Source organism: Pseudomonas sp. PDM24 (genome assembly GCF_019218905.1).
Lineage (GTDB): Bacteria > Pseudomonadota > Gammaproteobacteria > Pseudomonadales > Pseudomonadaceae > Aquipseudomonas.
This window is the reverse complement of the sequence record NZ_JAHUWR010000003.1, coordinates 297,886-321,438: the sequence shown is the minus strand read 5'-3', so window position 1 is coordinate 321,438 and position 23,553 is coordinate 297,886. Positions and strand designations below refer to the sequence as shown.

Genomic DNA, 23,553 nt, shown 5'->3' with positions numbered 1-23,553 from the left:
ACTTTCTGAACAATGGGTTTGCTGGCCACTTGCTGGTGCACCCGCCGACCCACTTCAGGGCATCCCCCTCGCCACATGCGCTCCAACCCTCTACCCTGAGGTTATTGGCAGGCCACGGTCTGCCGCCTCAGGACACCGAGCCCCATGTATAAAGATTTGAAATTCCCGGTCCTGATCGTCCACCGCGACATCAAGGCCGACACCGTTGCCGGTGATCGTGTGCGTGGCATCGCCCGGGAGCTTGAGCAGGAAGGCTTCAGCATCGTCTCGGCGGTCGATTACAACGAAGGGCGTCTGGTCGCCTCGACCCATCACGGCCTCTCTTGCATGTTGATTGCCGCCGAAGACGCCAGCACCAATGCTCATCTTCTGCATAACATGGCGGAGCTGATCCGCCTGGCACGGGTTCGGGCGCCGGACCTGCCGATCTTTGCCTTGGGTGAACAGGTGACCCTGGAAAACGCCCCGGCCGATGCCATGGCGGAACTCAATCAACTGCGCGGCATTCTTTATTTGTTCGAAGACACCGTGCCCTTCCTCGCCCGTCAGGTTGCCCGCGCGGCGCGCAAATATCTGGACGGGCTGTTGCCGCCGTTTTTCAAGGCGCTGGTGCAGCACACGGCCGATTCCAATTATTCTTGGCATACCCCCGGCCATGGCGGCGGCGTGGCGTATCACAAGAGCCCGGTGGGGCAGGCGTTTCACCAGTTCTTCGGGGAAAACACCCTGCGTTCGGATTTGTCGGTGTCGGTACCGGAACTCGGTTCGCTGCTCGATCACACCGGCCCGCTGGCCGAAGCGGAAGCGAGAGCCGCGCGTAATTTCGGCGCCGATCACACCTTTTTCGTGATCAATGGCACCTCGACCGCCAACAAGATCGTCTGGCATTCCATGGTGGCCCGCGATGACCTGGTGCTGGTGGATCGCAACTGCCACAAGTCGGTGCTGCATTCGATCATCATGACCGGCGCGATTCCGCTGTACCTGTGCCCGGAACGCAATGAGCTGGGAATTATCGGCCCGATTCCGTTGAGCGAATTCAGTCGTGAATCGATCCAGGCCAAGATCGACGCCAGCCCGCTGACCAAGGGCCGCGAACCCAAGGTCAAGTTGGCGGTGGTGACCAATTCGACTTACGACGGCCTCTGTTACAACGCCGAATTGATCAAGCAGAGCCTGGGCAACAGCGTCGAGGTCTTGCATTTCGACGAGGCCTGGTACGCCTACGCAGCATTTCATGAGTTCTTCGCCGGCCGTTACGGCATGGGCACCTCTCGCAGTGAAGACAGCCCGCTGGTGTTCACTACGCACTCCACGCACAAATTGCTGGCGGCGTTCAGTCAGGCGTCGATGATTCACGTTCAGGACGGCGGTGCGCGGCAGCTCGACCGCGACCGTTTCAACGAAGCGTTCATGATGCACATCTCGACCTCGCCGCAGTACAGCATCATCGCCTCGCTGGACGTGGCGTCGGCGATGATGGAAGGGCCGGCTGGCCGTTCGCTGTTGCAGGAAATGTTCGATGAGGCCCTGAGCTTTCGCCGAGCCCTGGCCAATCTGCGTCAGCACATCGCCGCCGATGACTGGTGGTTTTCCATCTGGCAACCACCCTCGGCCGAAGGTATCGAACAGGTAGTCACCGAAGACTGGTTGCTGCAACCCGACGCCGATTGGCATGGCTTTGGCGGCGTAACCGATGATTACGTACTGCTCGATCCGATCAAGGTCACGCTGGTGATGCCGGGTTTGACGGCGGGCGGTGCCCTGAGCGCGCGGGGTATTCCGGCGGCGGTGGTCAGCAAATTCCTCTGGGAACGCGGACTGGTCGTGGAAAAGACCGGGCTGTATTCGTTCCTGGTGCTGTTCTCCATGGGCATCACCAAGGGCAAATGGAGCACGCTGCTGACCGAGTTGCTGGAGTTCAAGCGCAGTTACGACGCCAATGTCAGCCTGGCCACCTGCCTGCCGTGCGTGGCGCAACACAATATTGCCCGTTATCAAGGCATGGGTTTGCGCGATCTGTGTGATCAATTGCACGCCTGTTATCGCAGCAATGCCACGGCCAAACACCTCAAACGCATGTACACCGTATTGCCGGAAGTCGCGATGAAGCCGGCGGACGCCTATGATCAATTAGTACGCGGGGAGGTTGAGGCTGTTTCGATCGATGCTCTGGACGGGCGGATCGCAGCGGTAATGCTGGTGCCATACCCGCCGGGCATCCCGTTGATCATGCCCGGCGAGCGGTTCACCGAGTCGACCCGTTCGATCATCGATTACCTGAAGTTTGCCCGTACGTTCGACAGCAGCTTTCCCGGATTTGTCGCCGATGTGCATGGCTTGCAACACGAAGACGAGGGCAATGGACGGCATTACACCGTCGATTGCATCAAGGAATGAGGACCTTTCCGAGTATGCAACCAGTCATGAATCCCAAATACCCAGGCCTCTCGGTGCGTGTCGCCGATGAGGGGTTTGCGGCTTATATCTGGGGCAGTGATTTCAGTTTTGAAGTCGCCGCCTATGGTGCCGCGCAAATCGGTAAGCCGGTGGCGCAGTGGCCGGTGACGCCAATCACCCCGTATCGCAAGTGTTACGGCATTGATCCCGAGGAATTCAGCAGTTTTCGCGATGCCGCAGACAGCGCGATTTTCATGGCCTATCTGGATGACGAGCCGGTGGGGCATTTAGTGGTCAGCACCAACTGGAACGGTTTCGCCCATATCGATGAATTGGCGGTGCATGCGCCGGCGCGCCGTCATGGCGTGGCCAAGGCGTTGCTGGACGTGGCGCAGTTCTGGAGTCGCAAGAAAAAACTGCCGGGTATCATGCTGGAAACCCAGAACAACAACCTGGGCGCCTGTCGGCTTTATGAGCGCTGTGGCTATGTGGTCGGCGGAATCGATCACCTGCGCTACCGCGGAATCGATCCGAATACCGCTGAAATGGCGTTGTTCTGGTATCGATTATTCGATAATCCGCTGGAAAACCCGCTCAGCTCGCCAGCATCGCCACGGCTTGTTCCGTGATGATGTCCAGCAGCGCTTGAACGGCCGCAGAGGGCTCGGCGCTCTTCAGGCTCAAGGCATACACGCTGATTGGCACGGCAGGCGCCAGCGGGCAGGCATCGAGCCCGGCCGATTTGGCGCCGAGGGCGGTAAATGGGTCGACGATCGCCAGACCTTCACCGGCCTCGACCATGCTGCGCATCATCTGATGAGTCTGTACCCGTGTCTGAATGACCGGGGCAGGGCGCAGCGCATGCAGCTTGTTGTCCAGTGCCGGGCTTAACGGATCGTGACCTTCCAGGCCAACCATCGACTGGCCAGCCAGGTCCTGCAGCGAGATGTACTTCTGTTTCGGTTGCAGCCAGCCATGGGGTGCCAGCAGCTGGAGCTTGCCTTGAGCGATGACCTGGCAATGGATATCGGCGTGGTCCGGGTCATGCAGGCTCAGGCCCAGGTCGCTTTCACGCAGCAGCAGGCTTCTGACAATCGCGCCGGTCGGCTGGCTCAGGAGGGTGCAAGGTGCGTCGGGGAGGCGTCGGCGCAGGGCCGCGATGCTGTGTGGCAACAGGTGTTGTGCCAACGGCGGGGTGCAGATGATGCGCAGGGGCGGCGCCAAATACTGCTTGAGGCTGCTGGCCAGTCGCTGGACCGGCTCGAGGGCTTCGTAGACGTGGGCGATCTCGACTTGCAGCTCCCGTGCTTCGCGCGTGGCTTGCAGACGACCACGCACGCTGGCAAACAGCATGAAACCCAACTGATCCTCGGCATCCCGCAGAGTGCGTTCAACCTCGGCCACTGGCAGCTGCAGCCATTCGGCGGCGGTGCCCAGGTGACCGGTCTGCAGGAGCGCCTGGATCACTTCGATATGACGTAAACGCATGCGTGAAGTCCATGTTCAGCAGGTGAGGGAGTCAGTCACTGAATCCTAACTCAAGTGCGCGCATATGACTTCTGCTCATAACAGCGAGTTATGAGGCCACGTTCGTTTCAGGTTCGCGAGTGAGGGTGACGCCCGATTGCACCAGCACAAATTCGTTGTCGTCGAGTTTGTTGAGCCGGTCGCCAATGGCCAGCTTATAGGTGCTGACAGGCACCGAGCCGGCGAGGCCGTCGTGCGACGGGGTGGATTCCTGGAACTCATGCACGGAATAAACGCGGCCTTCCGCGTCTCTTGCATGGAACTGACCGACGAGTACTGCTGCCATCTGCTTAGAACCTCTGGAGATAAATCACTCAATTTGCGGTTCTGTAGACCGTGGTTGGGCGAGGTAAGTTTTCCTACAGGAAAAAAATAGTCAGGGGCGTCGATTTTCCGTCGCCCGCTGGTTGAATCGTCATTTGATCATCTATAACTAGAAGCTCTTCCCATTGGACAGTCGAGAATCTTCCATGAACAACGTCTATGAGATCGCCGTTCTGGTCGGCAGCCTGAGAAAAGCATCGATCAACCGCAAGGTCGCGCTGGCGCTGGCCGAGCTGGCGCCTGCCAATCTGAAGCTGAACATCGTCGAAATCGGCGATTTGCCGCTCTACAACGAAGACATCGATGGCGAATCACCGCCGGCAGCCTACAGCACTTTCCGACAACAAGTGAGTTCATCCGACGCGGTGCTGTTCGTGACCCCGGAATATAACCGTTCGGTACCGGCGCCATTGAAGAATGCGATCGATGTGGGGTCGCGCCCTTATGGCAAGAGCGCCTGGAACGGCAAGCCGGGTGCGGTGATCAGCGCTTCACCGGGCGCCGTCGGCGGATTTGGCGCCAACCACAACGTGCGCCAGTCCATGGTGTTTCTCAATGTGCCGTGCATGCAACAACCGGAGGCCTACCTGGGTGGCGCTGGTTCAGCATTCGACGAGGCAGGCAAGTTGTCGGAGTCGGTCAGGCCGTTCTTGCAGAAATTCATCGATGCGTATGCGCTGTGGGTTGAGCAGCATAAAAAGCAATGACCGTCCCCATCTAGACCGCGTTGGGTCCATTCGCGGGCAAGCCTCGCTCCTACAGGTTTTGTGTGGATTGCAAAATTTGTGAACGACGCTTATCTGTAGGAGCGAGGCTTGCCCGCGAAGAGGCCTACACAGACGCTACAAGACTCAACCATTCCCCGGCACATTCGGCCAAAGATCGGACACCAGAAACAGCCGCTCGGCTTCTTCCCAATCTCCTTCGCCATTCTCTGTCAGCCGCACCATCAACTGCGCCGGTGCCAGCGGGTCCAGATCGCTCAGCCATGCGCTCAGCTGTTCAGCATTCCAGGTCTGCTCTTCGGGATAGTGCGCCGGCGCCAACCAGGCATGGCGGGGCAGGGGTTGCCAGCGGCCGAACGGGCGTTGCACGACAAAGTCCGCCCAGTCCTTCTGATGCAGCCAGCTACCGCGCAAATGTTGAGGGTGCGCGCCGCTCGGTGACTCGGACTGTCCCGGCCACGGATAGAGCAGATAACCGCCCAGCCACAGATGCGCACTGAACTGCTGGATATCCAGCGACGCCAGCACTGCACGGCTCTCCGCCCGCGCGGAAATCGGTAATTGATGCTGGCTCAGGTGTTTGAGTTTACGGTCGAGCCGATCATGACAACCCGGTCCGAGCCACTGCGCGGTGTCGTGGCCGTCACCGTTCTGTGGACCCAGATAGAGCTTGATCGCCAGTTCCAGGTGATGCACGCCATCGCGATCACGCAGCAGCATGTCCAACTCACCCAGGGTGTGGCCTTCACGGCGGATCGGCATGTTGGCGGCGATCAGCTCGATGCCCGGCGCGTGTCGCACGGCGTATTGCCACAGCCGCTCGTAGTACAGACCCAGCCGCCGGGTCCTGGCCTGAGCCAGCCAGTGCAGCAGGTCGTAGCTGTCGCGATCCAGTTGCCGGAGCCAGTGTTCCAGGAGCTCCGGTGCCTGCACCCAGTCGCTGCCCGCCAGCGGATGACGCTGCGGCCACGGGGTGACGCTGAGCATTGGCGGCGCGAGGATGACCCAGGCCAGGTCGCGCACTTCGGGGTGGCGCAACTGGTGAGGTAACTGGAGCAAATCTGGAAATAGGATCATCTTGCGAGCATAGCCCGAAACGCGAGCGCACCGTCGTGGCTGAAAGGGTTTTGTCTACGCCGCGCTTTCGCCCATAATCGTGTTTTTCGCCGTCGCAGGCCCTCCGCATCCTAATAGGAGCCCCATGGAGCAATTTCGTAATATCGGCATCATCGGTCGCCTGGGCAGTTCTCAGGTGCTGGATACCGTCCGCCGACTGAAACGGTTTCTGCTCGATCGTCACCTGCACGTGATCCTCGAAGACACCATCGCCGAAGTCCTGCCGGGTCATGGCCTGCAAACTTCGTCGCGCAAGATGCTCGGTGAAGTCTGTGACATGGTGATTGTGGTCGGTGGTGACGGCAGCCTGCTGGGTGCCGCCCGGGCGCTGGCCCGACACAATATTCCGGTGCTCGGCATCAACCGGGGCAGCCTGGGGTTCCTGACCGATATTCGCCCCGATGAGCTCGAAGTCAAAGTCGCCGAAGTGCTCGACGGCCACTATCTGGTAGAAAACCGCTTCCTGCTGCAAGCCGAAGTCCGGCGCCACGCCGAGGCCATCGGCCAGGGCGATGCGCTGAACGACGTGGTGCTGCACCCCGGCAAATCGACGCGGATGATCGAGTTCGAGTTGTACATCGACGGCCAGTTCGTCTGCAGCCAGAAGGCTGACGGCCTGATCGTCGCCACACCGACCGGATCAACCGCCTACGCGCTGTCGGCGGGCGGCCCGATCATGCATCCCAAGCTCGACGCTATTGTGATTGTGCCGATGTACCCCCATACCTTGTCAGGTAGACCGATCGTGGTCGATGGCAACAGTGAGCTGAAAATCGTCGTGTCCAAAGATATGCAGATTTACCCGCAAGTTTCCTGTGACGGGCAGAATCACTTCACCTGCGCGCCCGGTGACACCATCACCATCAGCAAGAAAGCGCAGAAGCTGCGGCTGATTCATCCGCTGGACCACAACTACTATGAAGTCTGCCGGACCAAGCTCGGCTGGGGCAGCAAGTTGGGTGGTGGAGGCGACTGATGCTCGATCCCGCGCGTAGCTACGACCTGATCGGTGACGTGCACGGTTGCGCTCTGACCCTTGAGCACTTGCTCGACCGGCTCGGTTACCACAAACAGGCTGGCGTCTGGCGGCATCCGTCGCGCATGGCGGTGTTCCTGGGCGACATCATCGACCGCGGCCCGCGGATTCGCGAGGCGCTGCACATCGTCCACGACATGGTCGAAGCCGGCCAGGCGCTGTGCATCATGGGCAACCATGAATTCAACGCCCTCGGCTGGAGCACGCCGGCGCTGCCGGGCAGCGGCCAGCAGTTCGTGCGCGAACATACGCCGCGCCACGGTCGCCTGCTCAAGGAAACCCTGACTCAGTTTGAAGATCATCCCGAAGATTGGCATGACTTTCTGCAATGGTTCTATGAATTGCCTCTGTTCGTCGATGCCGGGCGTTTCCGGGTGGTGCATGCCTGTTGGGACGCCGGCCTGATCGAGCCGTTGCGCGGCTTGTTCCCCGACGGCTGCATCGATGAGCATTTCCTCCAGGCCTCCGCGGTGCCGGGCAGTTTTGCCTGCACCGTGTTCGATCGCCTGTTGCGCGGCACCGACATGCGCTTGCCCCACGGGTTGACCATGACCAGCGGCGACGGCCTGACGCGCTCGTTTTTCCGCACCAAATTCTGGGAAGACGACCCGCAAACCTACGGAGATATCGTGTTCCAGCCCGACGCCTTGCCTGAGCCAGTGGCCCGCACGCCGCTGTCGTCCAGCGAAAAAGACAACTTGCTGCGCTACGGCGTCGATGAGCCGTTGTTGTTCGTCGGCCACTACTGGCGCAGCGGCAAACCGGCGCCGATCCGCCCGAACCTGGCGTGCCTGGATTACAGCGCGGTGCTCTACGGCAAACTGGTCGCTTATCGTCTGGATCAGGAAACCCGTCTCGACCCGCATAAATTTGTCTGGGTCGATGTCGAACGGCCGGAGGTGCTGCAATGACGGCGGTGGCGGTATTGCGTCTGCCTCTGGCGGTGGATTTGAGCGGGTTCGTCAAACTGCTGCAACGCATGCAAGTGCCCCACCGGGTCAGCGAAGAGGCGGGCGAGCAAGTGCTGTGGGTCCCGGCCAACATCAGCGAAGACGTGCGCTCATTGTACGAACGCTTTCCGGCGGGTGACCCCGATCAGCAACTGGATATCCCGATCGCGCAGACGCAGCCGCGTCCGGGCTTCGTCGAGCAGTTGCGCTACAGCAAGGCTACGGCGTTGGTGCTGTTGCTGAGCCTGATCGTCGCCATGGTGACGCTGCTGGGCGATAACCTCGAGACGATACGCTGGCTGACCTTCCTCGATTTCCGTGTGGTCGGCGAGTACATCCATTTCACGCCATTGGCCGACAGCCTGGCGGCGGGGCAGTGGTGGCGTCTGGTCACGCCGATGCTGATCCACTTCGGCATCCTGCACCTGGCCATGAACGGCATGTGGTACTGGGAACTGGGGCGGCGCATCGAGTCGCGGCAGGGCAGCATCAACCTGATCGGCCTGACGCTGCTGTTCAGCCTGGTGTCCAACTATACCCAATACCTTTTCAGCGGCCCGAGCCTGTTTGGCGGGTTGTCCGGGGTGCTGTACGGTCTGCTCGGGCATTGCTGGATCTTCCAGGTTCTGTCGCCGAACCCGGCGTATCGCCTGCCCCGAGGGGTGTTGGTGATGATGCTGGTGTGGTTGCTGCTGTGTCTGTCCGGGCTGGTCTCGATGATCGGCTTCGGCCAGATTGCCAACGCGGCCCACGTCAGCGGGTTACTCATCGGATGCTTCACCGGTTTGTTGGGCGGTTTGTACAACCGCCGTAAACTGACTTCCAAATAAGCTATGTGATTAAAGAGCGCGGAGCCCTTGATGTCCTCTTTTAACGAAATGATCAAAAACATCACCCCGGATATCTACCAGAGCCTGAAACTGGCGGTGGAAATCGGCAAATGGTCCGACGGTGGCAAACTCACCGCCGAGCAGCGCGAACTGTCCCTGCAAGCGATGATCGCCTGGGAAATCCAGAACCTGCCCGAGGAAGAACGCACCGGCTACATGGGCCCGCAGGAATGCGAGTCGAAGTCGATTGAAGTACCAAACATTCTGTTCAAATCGGATGCCGTCCATTGATCGAGATTGGCCGCGGTGCAATCAGCAAAATGTCGGCGCGCCTTGACGGGCCGAACGTTCAGTACGCTTTTCGTCTGGGCGACGCCGAGGTACCGGTCAATCCGTTGATCGGCACCACGGTGCGCCTGGAATACCTGGGGGCGATCCACTGCACCCATTGCGGACGCAAGACCAAAACCAGTTTCAGCCAGGGTTACTGCTACCCGTGCATGACCAAACTGGCCCAATGCGACCTCTGCATCATGAGCCCGGAGCGTTGCCACTACGACGCCGGCACCTGCCGTGAGCCTGCGTGGGGCGAAAAATTCTGCATGACCGATCATGTGGTGTATCTGGCCAATTCGTCGGGGATCAAGGTCGGCATAACCCGCGCCACGCAACTGCCCACTCGTTGGCTCGATCAGGGCGCCAGCCAGGCCTTGCCGATCATGCGCGTCGCGACCCGTCAGCAGTCAGGCTTCGTCGAAGACCTGTTCCGCAGCCAGGTAGCCGACAAGACCAACTGGCGTGCTTTACTCAAGGGCGATGCGGTATCGGTGGATCTGGTGCAGGTTCGCGATCAGCTGTTTGAAAGTTGTGCGCCAGGTTTGCAAGGTTTGCAGGAACGATTTGGCCTGCAAGCAATCCAGACCATTACCGATGTAGAACCTCTGGAAATCCGCTATCCGATCGAGCAATACCCAGCCAAGATTGTCAGCTTCAACCTGGACAAGAACCCGATTGCCGAAGGCACGCTGCTGGGGATCAAGGGCCAGTACCTGATTTTCGACACCGGCGTGATCAATATTCGTAAATACACGGCTTACCAGCTCGCCGTGCATCAGTAAGGATTCCAGCATGCGCACCGAACAACCGAAGATGATCTACCTGAAGGACTATCAGGCGCCTGAGTACCTGATCGACGAGACGCACCTGACCTTCGAGTTGTTCGAGGACCACAGCCTGGTCCATGCGCAACTGGTGATGCGTCGCAATCCTGAACGTGGCCCTGGCCTGCCGCCGCTGGTGCTGGATGGCCAGCAACTCGATCTGCTGTCGGTGACGTTGGCCGATCGCGAACTGAGCGCTGCCGACTATCAGCTGACCGAGAATCACCTGACCCTGCACCCGACCAGTACAAGCTTCACGGTCGACACCAGCGTCAGGATCCACCCGGAAACCAACACCGCCCTGGAAGGCTTGTACAAATCCGGCACCATGTTCTGCACCCAGTGTGAAGCCGAAGGTTTCCGCAAAATCACCTATTACCTCGACCGCCCGGACGTGATGAGCACGTTCACTACCACGGTGGTCGCCGAGCAGCACAGCTATCCGGTGCTGCTGTCCAACGGTAACCCGATTGCCTCGGGGCCCGGCGAAGACGGCCGGCACTGGGCGACCTGGGAAGACCCGTTCAAGAAGCCTGCCTACCTGTTCGCGCTGGTGGCCGGTGACCTGTGGTGCGTCGAAGACACCTTCACCACCATGACCGAGCGCTCCGTGGCGCTGCGCATCTATGTCGAGCCGGAAAACATCGACAAGTGCCAGCACGCGATGAACAGCCTGAAGAAGTCCATGCGCTGGGACGAAGAGGTTTACGGTCGCGAGTACGACCTGGACATCTTCATGATCGTCGCAGTCAACGACTTCAACATGGGCGCCATGGAAAACAAGGGCCTCAACATCTTCAACTCCAGTGCCGTGCTGGCCCGCGCCGAAACCGCCACCGACGCCGCGCATCAGCGGGTCGAAGCGATCGTTGCCCACGAATACTTCCACAACTGGTCGGGCAACCGTGTGACCTGCCGCGACTGGTTCCAGCTGTCGCTCAAGGAAGGCTTCACCGTGTTCCGGGATTCGGAGTTCTCCGCCGACATGAACTCGGCCACGGTCAAGCGCATCCAGGACGTGGCGTACCTGCGCACCCACCAGTTCGCCGAAGACGCCGGCCCGATGGCACACGCTGTGCGCCCGGACAGCTTCATCGAGATTTCCAACTTCTATACCCTGACCGTGTACGAAAAGGGTTCGGAAGTAGTCGGCATGATCCACACCTTGCTGGGCGCCGACGGTTTCCGCAAAGGCAGTGACCTTTACTTCGAACGCCATGACGGCCAGGCCGTGACCTGCGATGACTTCATCAAAGCCATGGAAGACGCCAACGGCGTTGACCTGACTCAATTCAAGCGCTGGTACAGCCAGGCCGGCACTCCACGTTTGGTGGTGAGCGAGTCCTACGACGCCGCGGCAAAAACCTACAGCCTGACCTTCCGCCAGAGCTGCCCGGAAACCCCGGACAAGGTGGAAAAACTGCCGTTCGTGATTCCGGTGGAACTGGGCCTGCTGGACAGCAAGGGCGGCGAAATCGCCCTGCGTCTTGCCGGTGAAGCCAGTGCTCTAGGCACTTCGCGGGTTATTTCGGTGACTGAAGCCGAGCAGACCTTCACCTTCATCGACATCGCTGAAAAGCCGCTGCCTTCGTTGCTGCGCGGCTTCTCGGCGCCGGTGAAACTGAGCTTCCCGTACGACCGCGATCAGCTGATGTTCCTGATGCAGCACGACAGCGACGGCTTCAACCGCTGGGATGCCGGTCAGCAATTGTCGGTGCAGGTGCTGCAAGAGTTGATCGAACAGCAACAGAAGGGTGAAGCGCTGGTGCTGGATCAGCGTCTGGTTTCAGCACTGCGTACCGTGCTGTCCGATGAGACGCTGGATCAGGCGATGGTCGCCGAAATGCTGTCGTTGCCGGGCGAGGCATATCTGACCGAGATCAGTGAAGTGGCTGACGTAGAGGCCATTCACACGGCTCGCGAGTTTGCCCGTAAGCAATTGGCTGAAGGTTTGTTCGAGGCATTGTGGCTGCGTTATCAGGCCAATCGCGATCTCTCGAAGAAAACGCCGTATGTGGCCGAGGCCGAGCATTTCGCCCGCCGCGCGCTGCAAAACATTGCGCTGTCGTACCTGATGCTCAGCGGCAAGCCGGAAGTCTTGGCGGCAACCCTCGAACAGTTCGACACCAGCGACAACATGACCGAGCGTCTGACGGCGTTGGCGGTGTTGGTCAATTCGCCGTTCGACGAGCAGAAAGCCACGGCGTTGGCGACCTTCGCCGAGCACTTCAAGGATAATCCGCTGGTCATGGATCAGTGGTTCAGCGTTCAGGCCGGCAGCACATTGCCGGGCGGTCTGGAGCGGGTCAAAGCCTTGATGCAACACCCGGCGTTCACGATCAAGAACCCGAACAAGGTGCGGGCACTGATCGGCGCGTTTGCCGGGCAGAACCTGATCAACTTCCACGCGGCCGACGGTTCCGGGTATCGGTTCCTGGCGGATCTGGTGATCGAGCTGAATGGGTTTAACCCGCAGATCGCCTCTCGCCAACTGGCGCCGCTGACTCGGTGGCGCAAATACGACAGCGCTCGTCAGGCGTTGATGAAAGGTGAGCTGGAGCGGATTCGCGCTTCGGGGCAACTGTCCAGCGATGTGTTTGAGGTGGTTAGCAAAAGCCTGGCCTGAGTTTGGCCTTGCTCCCGCAGGGTTCACTCGAATCCCTGTGGGAGCTGGCTTGCCCGCGAAGGCGGCCTGATAGCCGACCTGTCTCTTGCAGATGTACACCAATCAAATTGTGGGAGCGGGCTTGCTCGCGAAGAGGCCCTGTCAGTCGACATCAATGTTGAATGTAAGTCCGCCTTCGCGAGCAAGCCCGCTCCCACATTTGGATTTTCGTTGGCCCTCAGGCCATCGTTTTCTGCCGGCTTTCATGCTGGCGAGCATCACTGGCAATCAACTGCCTGATCCCTTCAAACAACTCATCACTCTGCGCCTGCGTGCAATCCTCACCATGGCGTTTACGCAGCCCGTAATGGCTGAGAATCAGATGCACATCAGCATGCAGCCCATGTTGCTTGAGGCAGTTTTCAACACATTGCAACGGGCAACCATCCAGCGCGAAGATCCGCCGCCCCGAGCGTGCCTTGTTGACCAGCGCCGCCACATGCCCGCCGACACCAACGATGCAGGACATTTCAGCCAGGCCACTGCGGTCCAGGCGCACGGCCAGGGTATTGGCCAGTTGGGCGACGTTGGAGCAACCTGAGCAGGAGTAAACCAAAGGCAGGGTTGAACGGGGCATTTGCACTCTCCGTGGATGGACGCTGCCAGTGTGCAAGGCGCTTGGCATTGCGCCTTGATGGCGGTCAATTCCGACTACTGGAAAGCCGCGAGCTCCTCTTCAGCGAGAATGCTGATATGGCGACGCTCCATGGCGATCAGGCCGCACTCCACCAGGCGATGCAAAATCCGCGAGAAGGTTTCCGGCTGAATCCCAAGCTTCGACGCCACCAGGCGTTTGGACACCTGCAAGACAATCTGGCCGGTAACCGGGTGGCGTTCCTGGAACAGAAAATTGATCACCCGACGAGTCGCACTGGCCATGGTCAAGGTATCGATGTCGCGCAGACGCAGGTGCAGGTGAACGCTCATGCTCGCGAGGATCGCCAGACAGACTTTCGGCTGGTCCTCCAGGGCATTGCGGTAATGGTTGCCCTCGATACTCACCAGCACGCTGTCCTTCAGGGCCGTGGCGCTCACCGGGTAGAGCCGGGCCTGGCTGAACAGCAAGGCTTCGGCAAAGGTCTGGCCGGGCTGGATGATCTCTACCAGATTTTCCTGGCCTTCGCCGGTGAGCCGGTACAACTTGACCTGGCCGCTGACCAGCAGGAAAAAACGCCTGGCCGGATCCCCTTGATGCATGAGCGTGCTGTGACAACTCAGGCGCTTGAGCATGGCCAGGCTGCAGACTTCCTCGAAGACTTTCTCCGGCAGTTGGCTGAACAGATGATGACGGCGCAACGTTAAAACGATGGAAGGGTGGGTCAGCATGGCGTACCTCCGCTGACCGTCATAGTAGAGAGCGCAGGCCAATTGACCTATGCCTCTGCAGGCCTACCTCCAAGGAGGGATGCCTGTCAGCCTGCACTGCGCAGATGCTCCATGGCCCACACCGCTGCCTCCACCCGCGAGCGCAAGCCGAGTTTGTGCAGCAGGTTTTTCACGTGGACCTTGACCGTCCCTTCGGTGATGCCCAGCTTGTGCCCGATGACCTTGTTGCTGAAGCCGCTGGCGATGGTTTTCAACACTTGGCGCTCACGCTCGGTCAATTCCACCACGGCCTGGCGCGGCGGCGAGCGCAGCGCCTGGGCCATGACTTGGGTCAGCCCCGGGCTGATGACCAAGGCGCCGTTCAAGGCATCGCGGATGTACTGGATCAACAGTTCCGGTTCCATATCCTTGAGCAGATAACCGTCGGCATCCAGGCGCAGTGCATCGCGAATATCGTCTTCTGCATCCGACACCGTAAACAGCAGCACTTTGCCGGTGTAGTGCATCGCCCGTAATCGGCGCAGGGTTTCGATGCCATTCATTTGCGGCATGTTGTTGTCGAGCAGGACCAGATCCGGTCGAAGCGGCTCAATCAGACCGAGTGCTTCTTCACCCTGGCTGGCTTCGCCGACGATGAGGAAATCATCTTCGAGTTCGAGCATCTGGCGAATGCCGTGACGCATCATCGGGTGGTCGTCTACCAGCAGGATTCTGTGTTGCGGGGACGGGGTCATAGGGTGCTGCCTTCTGTTTGCTGCCCGAGAAATTCCGGGTGGAATTCCAGTTGGACACGGGTGCCTTGGGGTTCCCTGGAGATGATCTGTAGCTGGCCGTGCAAGCTGCGAGCCCGCTCATCCATGATGTTCAGGCCGTGGTGTTCGCGTTGGTCGACATTGCCGCTGAAGCCGCGACCGTCGTCTTCGACCGACAATCTGACTGTCTCGCCATCTTGGCGCAGTTGCAGCCAGGCGTTTTGCGCGTGGGCGTGGCGCAAGCAGTTGGAGAGCGCCTCGCGGGTGATCTGCAGAATGTGGATCTGTTCGCTGGCCGATAGCTGAAAGGCCAGGGTGTCGACGTGCAGGTGCACCTGGAATTCCCCGCGCCGGGAAAACTCCTCGGCGGTGTCCTTGAGTTCCTGCACCAGTCCCGCGTCGTGAATCTGTAAACGAAAAGTCGTCAGCAACTCGCGTAACTGGCGATAGGCATTGTTCAGTCCCTCGCGCAATTCGGCGGTGACGGTTTCCAGGGTCTGGACCGGTTCGCCCCGGCGCATCAGGGTCTGCATGCGGCTGACTTGCAGCTTCATGTAGGACAGGGCCTGTGCCAGTGAATCGTGCAGCTCGCGGGCGATGATCGTGCGTTCTTCGAGCAGCAGCAGGCGATGATCCTGTTCCCGTTGGCGCTTGAGCGAGAGCGAGGTGCCGATCAGGTTGGCCAGGGCCTGGATCAGTTGGGTTTCCCAGGCTTGCATGGGGTGCCCGTCGACAAAGTGCGCCTTCAGCTCACCCAGCTCACTGCCCTGGTTGCTGATGCTGAAGGCTTGCGGATTGGCTTTGTGGTGCTTCTGGCAAGTGGCGCAGTCGCTGCTGGCGCAGACTTCGCGGATGTTCGCGCCGTGCAGGGCCAGTAACTGTTGGGCCGGTGCCTGCAGTTGACCTTGCAGACACAGCGACAGACGCAAGCCGGGCAGGCGTTGCTGGAAGCGTCGAATCAACTCATCCAGGCCTTCGGCATTGGCCAGGCGTGTGGCCAGGCTTCGGCTGCTTTGATACAGCAGCTCCAGGGCGGCATTGGCTTGTTGCAGGTTCAGGGTTTTTTGCCGGACCTGACTTTCCAGGGTGCGATGCGACTCTTCAATCGTCTCGGCCATGGTGTTGAAACTCGTGGCCAACTGGCCCAGTTCATCCTGGGACTGATGGTTGACCCGCACCTTGAAGTCGCCGCGACGAAAGCGCTGGGTTGCGTCCACCAACTCCTTGAGGGGCGTGACGACACCGTATTGCAACTCGTACAACCCGATCAGCAGGACAATCATGGTGGTGAACAAGGCCAGGCCCTGGATCACCTGTTGCCAGCCTTGCTTTTGTTCGCTTTGACGCTGCAACAGGTTGACGAACTGGTTCAGTTGTTCAACGAAGGGCAGTGCCTGGACCTGAAAATAGGCGGCATCGCCGCGCAGCAGTGCGGGGAGTAAATCCTCGTTCCATTGTTGCTGGATTTGCCTATAGCTGACTTGCAGGGCGGCGGTGGGGCCATCTTCCAGCACGGCCTTGAGTGACTGGCTGGTGAGACGGGTTTGCAGGCTGTCGGTGATGCCGGCGATTTCTGAGGGCGTTGCACCCGCGGCCAGTTTCCAGCTCAGGTGATAAGTCTCCATGCGCACTGAGCCTGCGGTATTGATGGCGGCGGCATCGCCCTGGCTGAACCAGGCGATCAGCCCGGCGCTCAGCGAACTGGCGAGCGCCAGCACGGCGATCAGGATCACCGCCAGCCCGGCGCGAGCGGGCAGGGAGCTGCGCAACCAGCGCATCATCGGCGCAGGTCCCGGAAGACATCAGGAAAACAGAGCATGTGCAGCACCAGAGTAGGTTGTTGTTCGTTATGGCCTCTTCGCGGGCAAGTCGGATCGCCGCCCGCTCGCTCCTACAGGATCAAGGCCGGCCATAAAAACGGGAACGACTCCAATCCTGTAGGAGCGAGGCTTGCCCGCGAAGGCGATTTAAAGAAGAACCACCGTTCCCAGACGCGCTACCTCTAAAGAGTTGTCGACAGTTCCTTGTCAGCAAAAGCGTGGGTTAAAACTCTTAATAGACTGATAAATAAAGGGTTTTAAGGCTTTTCAGGACTACCTCCTTAGAGGTAGACCGCACAAGCATAGGCCTATGCCCCCATGGGCTTCGTTGACATGGGTCAAGTTTTTGCGGGGTTGGCCTCTCTAGTCTGCCGCCATGGCTAACTGACTGGAGAGCATTGTGAACCCACCGCGTGTACGACAAGGCTTGGTGCTGGGCATGAGCACGCTGGCCTTCACTGTGTGCTTTATGGTCTGGATGATGTTTGCCGTGCTCGGGGTGCCGATCAAGGACCTTCTCCAGCTCAACGAAACCCAGTTCGGCCTGCTGGCCGCGACCCCGGTGCTGACCGGCTCGTTGGTGCGTTTGCCGCTGGGTTTGCTGACCGACCGTTTTGGCGGGCGCAGCGTGTTCTTCCTGCTGATGCTGAGCTGCGTCGCGCCGCTGTACCTGATCAGCCACGCGACTGCCTACTGGCAGTTCCTGGTGCTGGGTTTGTTCGTCGGCCTGGCCGGCGGCTCGTTCTCGGTCGGGATTGCCTACGTCGCCAAATGGTTCGACAAGGAGAATCAAGGCTTCGCCATGGGCATCTTTGGCGCCGGTAACGCCGGAGCCGCGGTGACCAAGTTTCTCGCGCCGGCGCTGATCGCTGCCGGTAGCTGGCAGCTGGTGCCGAAAGTCTTCAGCGCGATCCTCTTTATTACCGCACTGCTGTTCTGGTTTCTCAGTGCCGAGAACAAGGACCACCGCAGTGCATCCGGCGCTACCTTGCGTGAGCAACTGCGCTCGTTGAAAGACCCTGCGGTGTGGCGCTACTGCCAGTACTACTCGATCGTCTTCGGTGGCTACGTCGCCCTGGCCCTATGGATGACCAAGTACTACGTGCAGGAATACGGTTTCAGCCTGCAAAGCGCGGCGCTGCTGGCGGCCTGTTTTTCCCTGCCCGGTGGCGTGCTGCGCGCCGTCGGCGGCTGGATGTCAGATCGCTGGGGGGCGCAAAGCGTGACCTGGTGGGTGTTGTGGGTCAGCTGGATCTGCCTGTTCCTGCTCTCGTATCCCCAGACCCAACTGCAAGTGCAGACCATCGACGGCCCGGTGGATTTCCACATCGGCCTGAGCCCCGCGCTGTTCACCGTGCTGCTGTTCGTCATGGGCATCGCCTTCGCGTTCGGCAAGGCCTCGGTTTTCAAATACATCGCCAATGACTACCCGAAAAACATGGGTGCGGTGTCCGGCATCGTCGGCCTCGCCGGTGGCCTGGGTGGTTTCGTGCTGCCGATTCTGTTCGGCGCCCTGGTGGACCTCACCGGCGTGCGCTCTTCCTGCTTCATGTTGATGTACGGCGTGGTCTGGGTCTCCCTCACCTGGATGTACTTCAGCGAAATACGCAAAAGCCCGGTGCTGGGTAAGGCGCCGCTGCTGACCCCGTCCCCGATTTCCAGCATTGCCCTAGGAGAAGAACATGTCCGTTCTGCAAAAGCCTGACAAAGGCCCGGTCATCCATGACTGGCGCCCCGAGGACCCCGCGTTCTGGGGAAGTAGCGGCAAACAGACCGCCACGCGCAACTTGTGGATTTCCATTCCTGCGCTGTTGTTGGCCTTCGCGGTGTGGATGGTCTGGAGCACGGTGATCGTGCGTTTGAACGCCATCGGCTTCACCTTCACCACTGACCAGCTGTTCTGGCTGGCGGCGTTGCCGGGGCTGTCCGGCGCGACCTTGCGCGTCTTCTATTCCTTTATGGTGCCGATCTTCGGCGGCCGTCGCTGGACCGCCCTGAGCACCGCGTCGCTGTTGCTGCCATCAATCTGGATGGGCTTCGCCGTGCAGGACCCGAGCACGTCCTACAGCGTGTTTGTGTTGATTGCCTTGCTCTGCGGTTTTGGTGGCGGCAACTTTGCCTCGAGCATGTCCAACATCAGCTTCTTCTATCCCAAGTCACAACAGGGCACAGCCCTGGGCCTCAATGCCGGCCTAGGCAATCTGGGCGTCTCGGTGATGCAGTTCTGTGTGCCGCTGGTGATTACCTTCGGAGTGTTCGGCTTCATGGGCGGCTCGCCGCAAGCACTGCCGGACGGTGGTCAGTTGTGGCTGCAGAACGCCGGCTTCATTTGGGTACCGTTTATTGTCCTGGTGACGGTGCTGGCCTGGTTCGGCATGAATGATCTGTCCAGTGCTCGCGCTTCGTTCAGCGAACAGGCGGTGATCTTCAAGCGCAAACACAACTGGCTGATGTGCTGGTTGTACCTGGCGACCTTCGGTTCATTCATCGGTTTCTCCGCCGCGTTTCCGCTGCTGATCAAAACTTCCTTCCCCGACGTGATTGCCTTGAAATTCGCCTTCCTCGGCCCGTTGGTCGGCGCTCTGGTACGCCCATTGGGCGGGTGGCTGGCGGACAAGCTCGGTGGCGCAAAAGTGACCTTGTGGAACTTCGTGGCGATGATCGCGATGGTCTTCGGGGTGATGCACTTTTTGCCGCAGAACGGTGCCGGCGGCAACTTCTACGGCTTCCTCGGCCTGTTCATGCTGCTGTTCATCACCACTGGCGTCGGCAACGGCTCCACCTTCCGGATGATCCCGGTGATCTTCCGCACCCAACACGAAAAAGCCTCGGCCGGAAAACCGCCAGCCGTACGCGAACAAGCGCTCAAGGATGCCGGTAAAGAATCGGCCGCCGTCCTGGGCTTCAGTTCGGCCATGGGCGCCTTCGGTGCGTTCTTCATTCCCAAATCCTTCGGCTCTTCGATGGCCCTGACCGGCGGCCCGGAGATGGCCTTCTACATGTTCGTCGGCTTTTACCTGAGCTGCATCGTGGTGACCTGGTGGTGGTACGCGCGCAAAGGCGCCGCGACACCCTGCTGAGACGACCGAATTCAATCATTGCGTGGGCGGGGCACAGACTCCGCGACAAAGCCTGAGAGGACTACACCGTGAGTCATTTACTGGATCAATTGCGGTTTTTCAACCGTAAGCAAAACGAGTTTTCCGACGGTCATGGAGAGACCCGCAAAGAGTCTCGCGACTGGGAGAACGTCTACCGTTCGCGCTGGCAGTACGACAAGATCGTGCGTTCCACCCACGGGGTGAACTGCACCGGCTCCTGCTCGTGGAAAATCTACGTCAAGAACGGCCTGATCACCTGGGAAACCCAGCAGACCGACTACCCGCGTACCCGTAACGATCTGCCGAACCATGAGCCCCGTGGCTGCCCCCGTGGTGCCAGTTACAGCTGGTACATCTACAGCGCCAACCGGCTCAAGTACCCGAAAATCCGCAAGCCGTTGCTCAAGCTCTGGCGCGATGCGCGGCAGACCATGGCGCCGGTCGAAGCCTGGGCCAGCATCGTCGAGGACAAGGTCAAGGCCGACTCCTATAAAAGCAAGCGCGGCATGGGTGGCTTCATTCGTTCCAACTGGGAAGAAGTCAACGAGATCATTGCAGCGGCCAACGTTTACACCATCAAGCAATACGGCCCGGACCGGATCGTCGGCTTCTCGCCGATTCCGGCCATGTCGATGGTCAGCTACGCCGCAGGCTCGCGTTATTTGTCGCTGATCGGCGGTGCCTGCCTGAGTTTCTACGACTGGTACTGCGACTTGCCCCCGGCCTCGCCGATGGTCTGGGGCGAGCAGACCGACGTGCCGGAATCGGCCGACTGGTACAACTCCAACTACATCATTGCCTGGGGCTCCAACGTCCCGCAGACCCGTACCCCGGATGCGCACTTCTTTACCGAAGTCCGCTACAAGGGCACCAAGACGGTCGCGATCACCCCGGACTACTCGGAAGTCGCCAAGCTCACCGACCTGTGGCTGAACCCCAAGCAGGGCACCGACGCGGCGCTGGCCCAGGCGTTCAACCATGTGATCTTCAAAGAATTCCACCTGGACAAACCGAGCGCCTATTTCACCGATTACGCCAAGCGCTTCACCGATTTGCCAGTGCTGGTGCTGCTCAAGCAAATGGTCGACAAGGCACCGGGCGCCGGTTACCAGCCGGACCGCTTCCTGCGCGCCAGCGACCTGACCGACAACCTCGGCCAGGAAAACAACCCGGAATGGAAAACCATCGCGCTGGATGTCAGCGGTGAACTGGTGTCCCCTCAGGGCTCCATCGGTTATCGCTGGGGCGAGAAGGGCAAGTGGAACATCCTGCCTCGTGAAGGCGGCGAAGGCCGTGAGATCGATCTGAAGCTGAGCCTGATCGGCGATGACGTGGCCGAAGTGGCGTTCCCGTATTTTGCCGGTGAGTCCCACGAGCACTTCCAGCACGTGGCCGGCGATGCCGTGCAATACCGCCGCGTGCCGGTGCATAACGTGGTGCTGGCGGACGGCAGCGTGGCCAAAGTCGCCACAGTGTTCGACCTGTCGGCCGCCAACCTGGCCATCGATCGCGGCCTCGGCGGCGCTAACGTGGCCAAGGATTACAACGACGCCTCGGTGCCCGGCACCCCGGCCTGGCAGGAGCAGATCACCGGCGTCAGCCGCGAGAAAGCCATCCAGATTGCCCGTGAGTTCGCTGACAACGCCGACAAGACCAAGGGTCGCTCGATGATCATCGTCGGTGCGGCGATGAACCACTGGTACCACATGGACATGAACTACCGCGGGCTGATCAACATGCTCATGCTCTGCGGGTGTGTTGGCCAGACCGGTGGCGGTTGGGCGCACTACGTTGGCCAGGAAAAACTCCGTCCGCAATGCGGCTGGCTGCCCCTGGCGTTCGGCCTGGACTGGAACCGTCCGCCTCGCCAAATGAACGGCACCAGCTTCTTCTACGCCCACAGTTCGCAATGGCGCCACGAGAAGATGAGCATGCACGACGTGCTCTCGCCGCTGGCCGATAAATCACAATTTCCCGAGCATGCCCTGGACTACAACATCCGCGCCGAACGCGCCGGCTGGTTGCCCAGCGCACCGCAACTCAACACTAACCCTTTGCACATTTGCCGCGACGCCGCTGCGGCCGGCATGGACCCCAAAGACTACGTGGTCAAGTCGCTGCAGGACGGTTCACTGCGCTTCTCCTGCGAACAGCCGGACAGCCCGGTCAACTTCCCGCGCAACATGTTCATCTGGCGTTCCAACCTGCTGGGCTCCTCGGGTAAGGGCCACGAGTACATGCTCAAGTACCTGCTGGGCACCAAGAACGGGGTGATGAACGAAGACATCGGCCAGGTCGGCGACTGCAAACCCGAAGAAGCCGAATGGGTGGACGAGGGCGCCATCGGCAAGCTCGATCTGGTCACCACGCTGGACTTCCGCATGTCCTCGACCTGCGTCTATTCCGACATCGTCTTGCCGACCGCGACCTGGTACGAAAAAGACGACATGAACACCTCGGACATGCACCCGTTCATTCACCCGTTGTCGGCCGCCATCGACCCGGCGTGGGAATCGCGTTCCGACTGGGAAATCTACAAAGGCATCGCCAAGGCGTTTTCCAGCATGGCGGTCGGGCATCTGGGCGTGGAGAAAGACCTGGTGACCATCCCGTTGATGCACGACAGCGTCGGCGAACTGGCCCAACCGTTTGGCGGCACCGACTGGAAAAGCGCTGGCGTGGCACCGGAGCCGGGCAAGAACGCGCCGAACCTGCATGTGGTGGAGCGTGACTACCCGAACATCTACAAACAGTTCTCGTCGCTTGGGCCATTGCTGGAAAAACACGGCAACGGTGGCAAGGGCATCAACTGGAACACCGACGCCGAAGTGAAATTTCTCGGTGAACTCAATCACAAAGAAGGCGATGCCGGTATCAGTCACGGCCGTCCGAAAATCGACACGGCGATCGATGCCGCCGAAGTGATTCTGTCCCTGGCGCCGGAAACCAATGGCCATGTCGCCGTCAAGGCCTGGGCGGCGTTGTCGGAATTTACCGGCATCGATCACAGCCACCTGGCGCTGTCCAAGGAACACGAGGCGATTCGTTTCCGCGACATTCAGGCGCAGCCGCGCAAGATCATTTCCAGCCCGACCTGGTCGGGACTCGAAGACGATCACGTCAGCTACAACGCCGGCTACACCAACGTTCACGAAGGGATCCCATGGCGCACCATCACCGGTCGCCAGCAGTTCTACCAGGATCACCCGTGGATGCAGGCGTTCGGCGAGCAACTGATGAGTTATCGCCCGCCCGTCAACACCCGCACCATCGAAGGGGTGAAAGGCAAGCGCAGTAACGGCCACAAGGAAATCGTCCTGAACTGGATCACCCCGCACCAGAAGTGGGGCATCCACAGCACCTACAGCGACAACCTGCTGATGCTCACCCTCAGCCGAGGCGGGCCTATTGTCTGGCTCTCGGAGAACGACGCGAAAAGCGCCGGCATCGAGGACAACGACTGGATCGAATGCTTCAACGTCAACGGTGCACTGACCGCCCGGGCGGTGGTCAGCCAGCGCGTCAAGGACGGCATGGTGATGATGTACCACGCACAGGAACGGATCGTGAACGTGCCCGGTTCGGAAACCACCAAGACCCGTGGCGGCCACCACAACTCGGTCACCCGGGTGGTGCTCAAGCCGACCCACATGATCGGCGGCTATGCCCAGCAAGCCTACGGTTTCAACTATTACGGCACCGTCGGTTGCAACCGCGACGAATTCGTTGTGGTACGCAAAATGTCCAAAGTCGACTGGCTCGATGGTTCAAGTGGCGATGACCTGCCACGTCCGCTGCCGACCGATATCGAGGAGAACTGA

19 protein-coding genes are annotated in these 23,553 nt (G+C 60.1%); 12 read left to right on the top strand and 7 right to left on the bottom strand.

All coding sequences use genetic code 11. From position 1 onward, the window contains the following. The first annotated feature begins 144 nt into the window (after positions 1-144). Entirely contained in the window at positions 145-2,400 is a 2,256-nt protein-coding gene (locus KW837_RS13095; protein ID WP_218396253.1) for an Orn/Lys/Arg decarboxylase N-terminal domain-containing protein, read from the top strand. 14 nt (positions 2,401-2,414) lie between these two features. Beyond that, entirely contained in the window at positions 2,415-3,029 is a 615-nt protein-coding gene (locus tag KW837_RS13090; RefSeq protein ID WP_008074397.1) for a GNAT family N-acetyltransferase, read from the top strand. On the opposite strand, the gene KW837_RS13085 is transcribed toward KW837_RS13090, so the two are convergent. Continuing rightward, positions 2,995-3,888: a LysR family transcriptional regulator gene (locus tag KW837_RS13085; protein WP_123495102.1), complete on the bottom strand. Its 894-nt coding sequence runs from the start codon at positions 3,886-3,888 to the stop codon at positions 2,995-2,997. The genes KW837_RS13090 and KW837_RS13085 overlap by 35 nt on opposite strands. An 88-nt stretch (positions 3,889-3,976) precedes the next feature. Then, entirely contained in the window at positions 3,977-4,213 is a 237-nt protein-coding gene (locus tag KW837_RS13080) for a hypothetical protein (RefSeq protein WP_123495100.1), read from the bottom strand. A 184-nt stretch (positions 4,214-4,397) separates the two neighbouring features. Here KW837_RS13080 and KW837_RS13075 point away from each other — a divergent pair, with 184 nt between their 5' ends. Further along, positions 4,398-4,958, top strand: a complete 561-nt coding sequence (locus KW837_RS13075; RefSeq protein WP_218396251.1) for an NADPH-dependent FMN reductase — start codon at positions 4,398-4,400, stop codon at positions 4,956-4,958. 144 nt (positions 4,959-5,102) lie between these two features. Here the strand turns inward: KW837_RS13075 and KW837_RS13070 are convergent, their stop codons facing one another. After that, complete coding sequence (locus tag KW837_RS13070) at positions 5,103-6,053, bottom strand: DUF1853 family protein (protein WP_218396249.1); 951 nt, start codon at positions 6,051-6,053, stop codon at positions 5,103-5,105. Positions 6,054-6,177: 124 nt separating this feature from the next. On the opposite strand from KW837_RS13070, the gene KW837_RS13065 reads away from it, so the two are divergent. From KW837_RS13065 to pepN, 6 genes are read left to right on the top strand one after another with little or no spacing between them, the layout of a single operon-like run. Then, positions 6,178-7,068 (top strand): NAD(+) kinase, encoded by an 891-nt coding sequence (locus KW837_RS13065; protein WP_007906781.1) that lies wholly within the window; start codon positions 6,178-6,180, stop codon positions 7,066-7,068. Further along, positions 7,065-8,039, top strand: coding sequence for a metallophosphoesterase (locus tag KW837_RS13060; RefSeq protein WP_185022091.1), 975 nt, complete (start codon positions 7,065-7,067; stop codon positions 8,037-8,039). Before KW837_RS13065 ends, KW837_RS13060 begins: the two co-directional genes overlap by 4 nt. Then, the gene (locus tag KW837_RS13055; RefSeq protein WP_123495097.1) at positions 8,036-8,908 is read left to right on the top strand and encodes a rhomboid family intramembrane serine protease; all 873 of its coding nucleotides are present in this window, start codon (positions 8,036-8,038) and stop codon (positions 8,906-8,908) included. The genes KW837_RS13060 and KW837_RS13055 overlap by 4 nt, the downstream gene beginning before the upstream one ends. A gap of 30 nt (positions 8,909-8,938) precedes the next feature. Beyond that, complete coding sequence (locus tag KW837_RS13050; protein WP_008074411.1) at positions 8,939-9,199, top strand: YeaC family protein; 261 nt, start codon at positions 8,939-8,941, stop codon at positions 9,197-9,199. Further along, complete coding sequence (locus tag KW837_RS13045; protein ID WP_218396247.1) at positions 9,196-10,026, top strand: DUF2797 domain-containing protein; 831 nt, start codon at positions 9,196-9,198, stop codon at positions 10,024-10,026. Before KW837_RS13050 ends, KW837_RS13045 begins: the two co-directional genes overlap by 4 nt. A 10-nt stretch (positions 10,027-10,036) precedes the next feature. Then, the gene (gene pepN / locus KW837_RS13040) at positions 10,037-12,694 is read left to right on the top strand and encodes an aminopeptidase N (protein WP_218396245.1); all 2,658 of its coding nucleotides are present in this window, start codon (positions 10,037-10,039) and stop codon (positions 12,692-12,694) included. Positions 12,695-12,911: 217 nt separating this feature from the next. Here the strand turns inward: pepN and KW837_RS13035 are convergent, their stop codons facing one another. From KW837_RS13035 to KW837_RS13020, 4 genes are all read right to left on the bottom strand, one after another. Then, the gene (locus KW837_RS13035) at positions 12,912-13,310 is read right to left on the bottom strand and encodes a putative zinc-binding protein (protein ID WP_123495094.1); all 399 of its coding nucleotides are present in this window, start codon (positions 13,308-13,310) and stop codon (positions 12,912-12,914) included. A gap of 74 nt (positions 13,311-13,384) precedes the next feature. Then, positions 13,385-14,059 carry a Crp/Fnr family transcriptional regulator gene (locus KW837_RS13030; protein WP_063340214.1) on the bottom strand — a complete coding sequence of 225 codons (675 nt, stop codon included), beginning with the start codon at positions 14,057-14,059 and terminating at the stop codon, positions 13,385-13,387. A gap of 86 nt (positions 14,060-14,145) precedes the next feature. Continuing rightward, complete coding sequence (narL, locus tag KW837_RS13025; RefSeq protein WP_052964418.1) at positions 14,146-14,793, bottom strand: two-component system response regulator NarL; 648 nt, start codon at positions 14,791-14,793, stop codon at positions 14,146-14,148. Next, entirely contained in the window at positions 14,790-16,592 is a 1,803-nt protein-coding gene (locus KW837_RS13020; protein ID WP_218396243.1) for a HAMP domain-containing protein, read from the bottom strand. Before KW837_RS13020 ends, narL begins: the two co-directional genes overlap by 4 nt. 439 nt (positions 16,593-17,031) lie before the next feature. Between KW837_RS13020 and KW837_RS13015 the strand changes: the two genes are divergently transcribed. From KW837_RS13015 to KW837_RS13005, 3 genes are all read left to right on the top strand, one after another. Further along, positions 17,032-18,336 carry a nitrate/nitrite transporter gene (locus tag KW837_RS13015; protein ID WP_218396241.1) on the top strand — a complete coding sequence of 435 codons (1,305 nt, stop codon included), beginning with the start codon at positions 17,032-17,034 and terminating at the stop codon, positions 18,334-18,336. Then, entirely contained in the window at positions 18,314-19,711 is a 1,398-nt protein-coding gene (locus KW837_RS13010; RefSeq protein WP_218396238.1) for a NarK family nitrate/nitrite MFS transporter, read from the top strand. Before KW837_RS13015 ends, KW837_RS13010 begins: the two co-directional genes overlap by 23 nt. A gap of 68 nt (positions 19,712-19,779) precedes the next feature. Beyond that, positions 19,780-23,553: a nitrate reductase subunit alpha gene (locus KW837_RS13005; protein WP_218396236.1), complete on the top strand. Its 3,774-nt coding sequence runs from the start codon at positions 19,780-19,782 to the stop codon at positions 23,551-23,553.

Bases quoted from the DNA above. Each gene is read 5' to 3' on its own strand.
- KW837_RS13095 (WP_218396253.1), top strand. From the start codon at position 145: ATGTATAAAGATTTGAAATTCCCGGTCCTGATCGTCCACCGCGACATC.
- KW837_RS13090 (WP_008074397.1), top strand. From the start codon at position 2,415: ATGCAACCAGTCATGAATCCCAAATACCCAGGCCTCTCGGTGCGTGTC.
- KW837_RS13085 (WP_123495102.1), bottom strand. From the start codon at position 3,888: ATGCGTTTACGTCATATCGAAGTGATCCAGGCGCTCCTGCAGACCGGT.
- KW837_RS13080 (WP_123495100.1), bottom strand. From the start codon at position 4,213: ATGGCAGCAGTACTCGTCGGTCAGTTCCATGCAAGAGACGCGGAAGGC.
- KW837_RS13075 (WP_218396251.1), top strand. From the start codon at position 4,398: ATGAACAACGTCTATGAGATCGCCGTTCTGGTCGGCAGCCTGAGAAAA.
- KW837_RS13070 (WP_218396249.1), bottom strand. From the start codon at position 6,053: ATGATCCTATTTCCAGATTTGCTCCAGTTACCTCACCAGTTGCGCCAC.
- KW837_RS13065 (WP_007906781.1), top strand. From the start codon at position 6,178: ATGGAGCAATTTCGTAATATCGGCATCATCGGTCGCCTGGGCAGTTCT.
- KW837_RS13055 (WP_123495097.1), top strand. From the start codon at position 8,036: ATGACGGCGGTGGCGGTATTGCGTCTGCCTCTGGCGGTGGATTTGAGC.
- KW837_RS13050 (WP_008074411.1), top strand. From the start codon at position 8,939: ATGTCCTCTTTTAACGAAATGATCAAAAACATCACCCCGGATATCTAC.
- pepN (WP_218396245.1), top strand. From the start codon at position 10,037: ATGCGCACCGAACAACCGAAGATGATCTACCTGAAGGACTATCAGGCG.
- KW837_RS13035 (WP_123495094.1), bottom strand. From the start codon at position 13,310: ATGCCCCGTTCAACCCTGCCTTTGGTTTACTCCTGCTCAGGTTGCTCC.
- KW837_RS13030 (WP_063340214.1), bottom strand. From the start codon at position 14,059: ATGCTGACCCACCCTTCCATCGTTTTAACGTTGCGCCGTCATCATCTG.
- narL (WP_052964418.1), bottom strand. From the start codon at position 14,793: ATGACCCCGTCCCCGCAACACAGAATCCTGCTGGTAGACGACCACCCG.
- KW837_RS13020 (WP_218396243.1), bottom strand. From the start codon at position 16,592: ATGATGCGCTGGTTGCGCAGCTCCCTGCCCGCTCGCGCCGGGCTGGCG.
- KW837_RS13010 (WP_218396238.1), top strand. From the start codon at position 18,314: ATGTCCGTTCTGCAAAAGCCTGACAAAGGCCCGGTCATCCATGACTGG.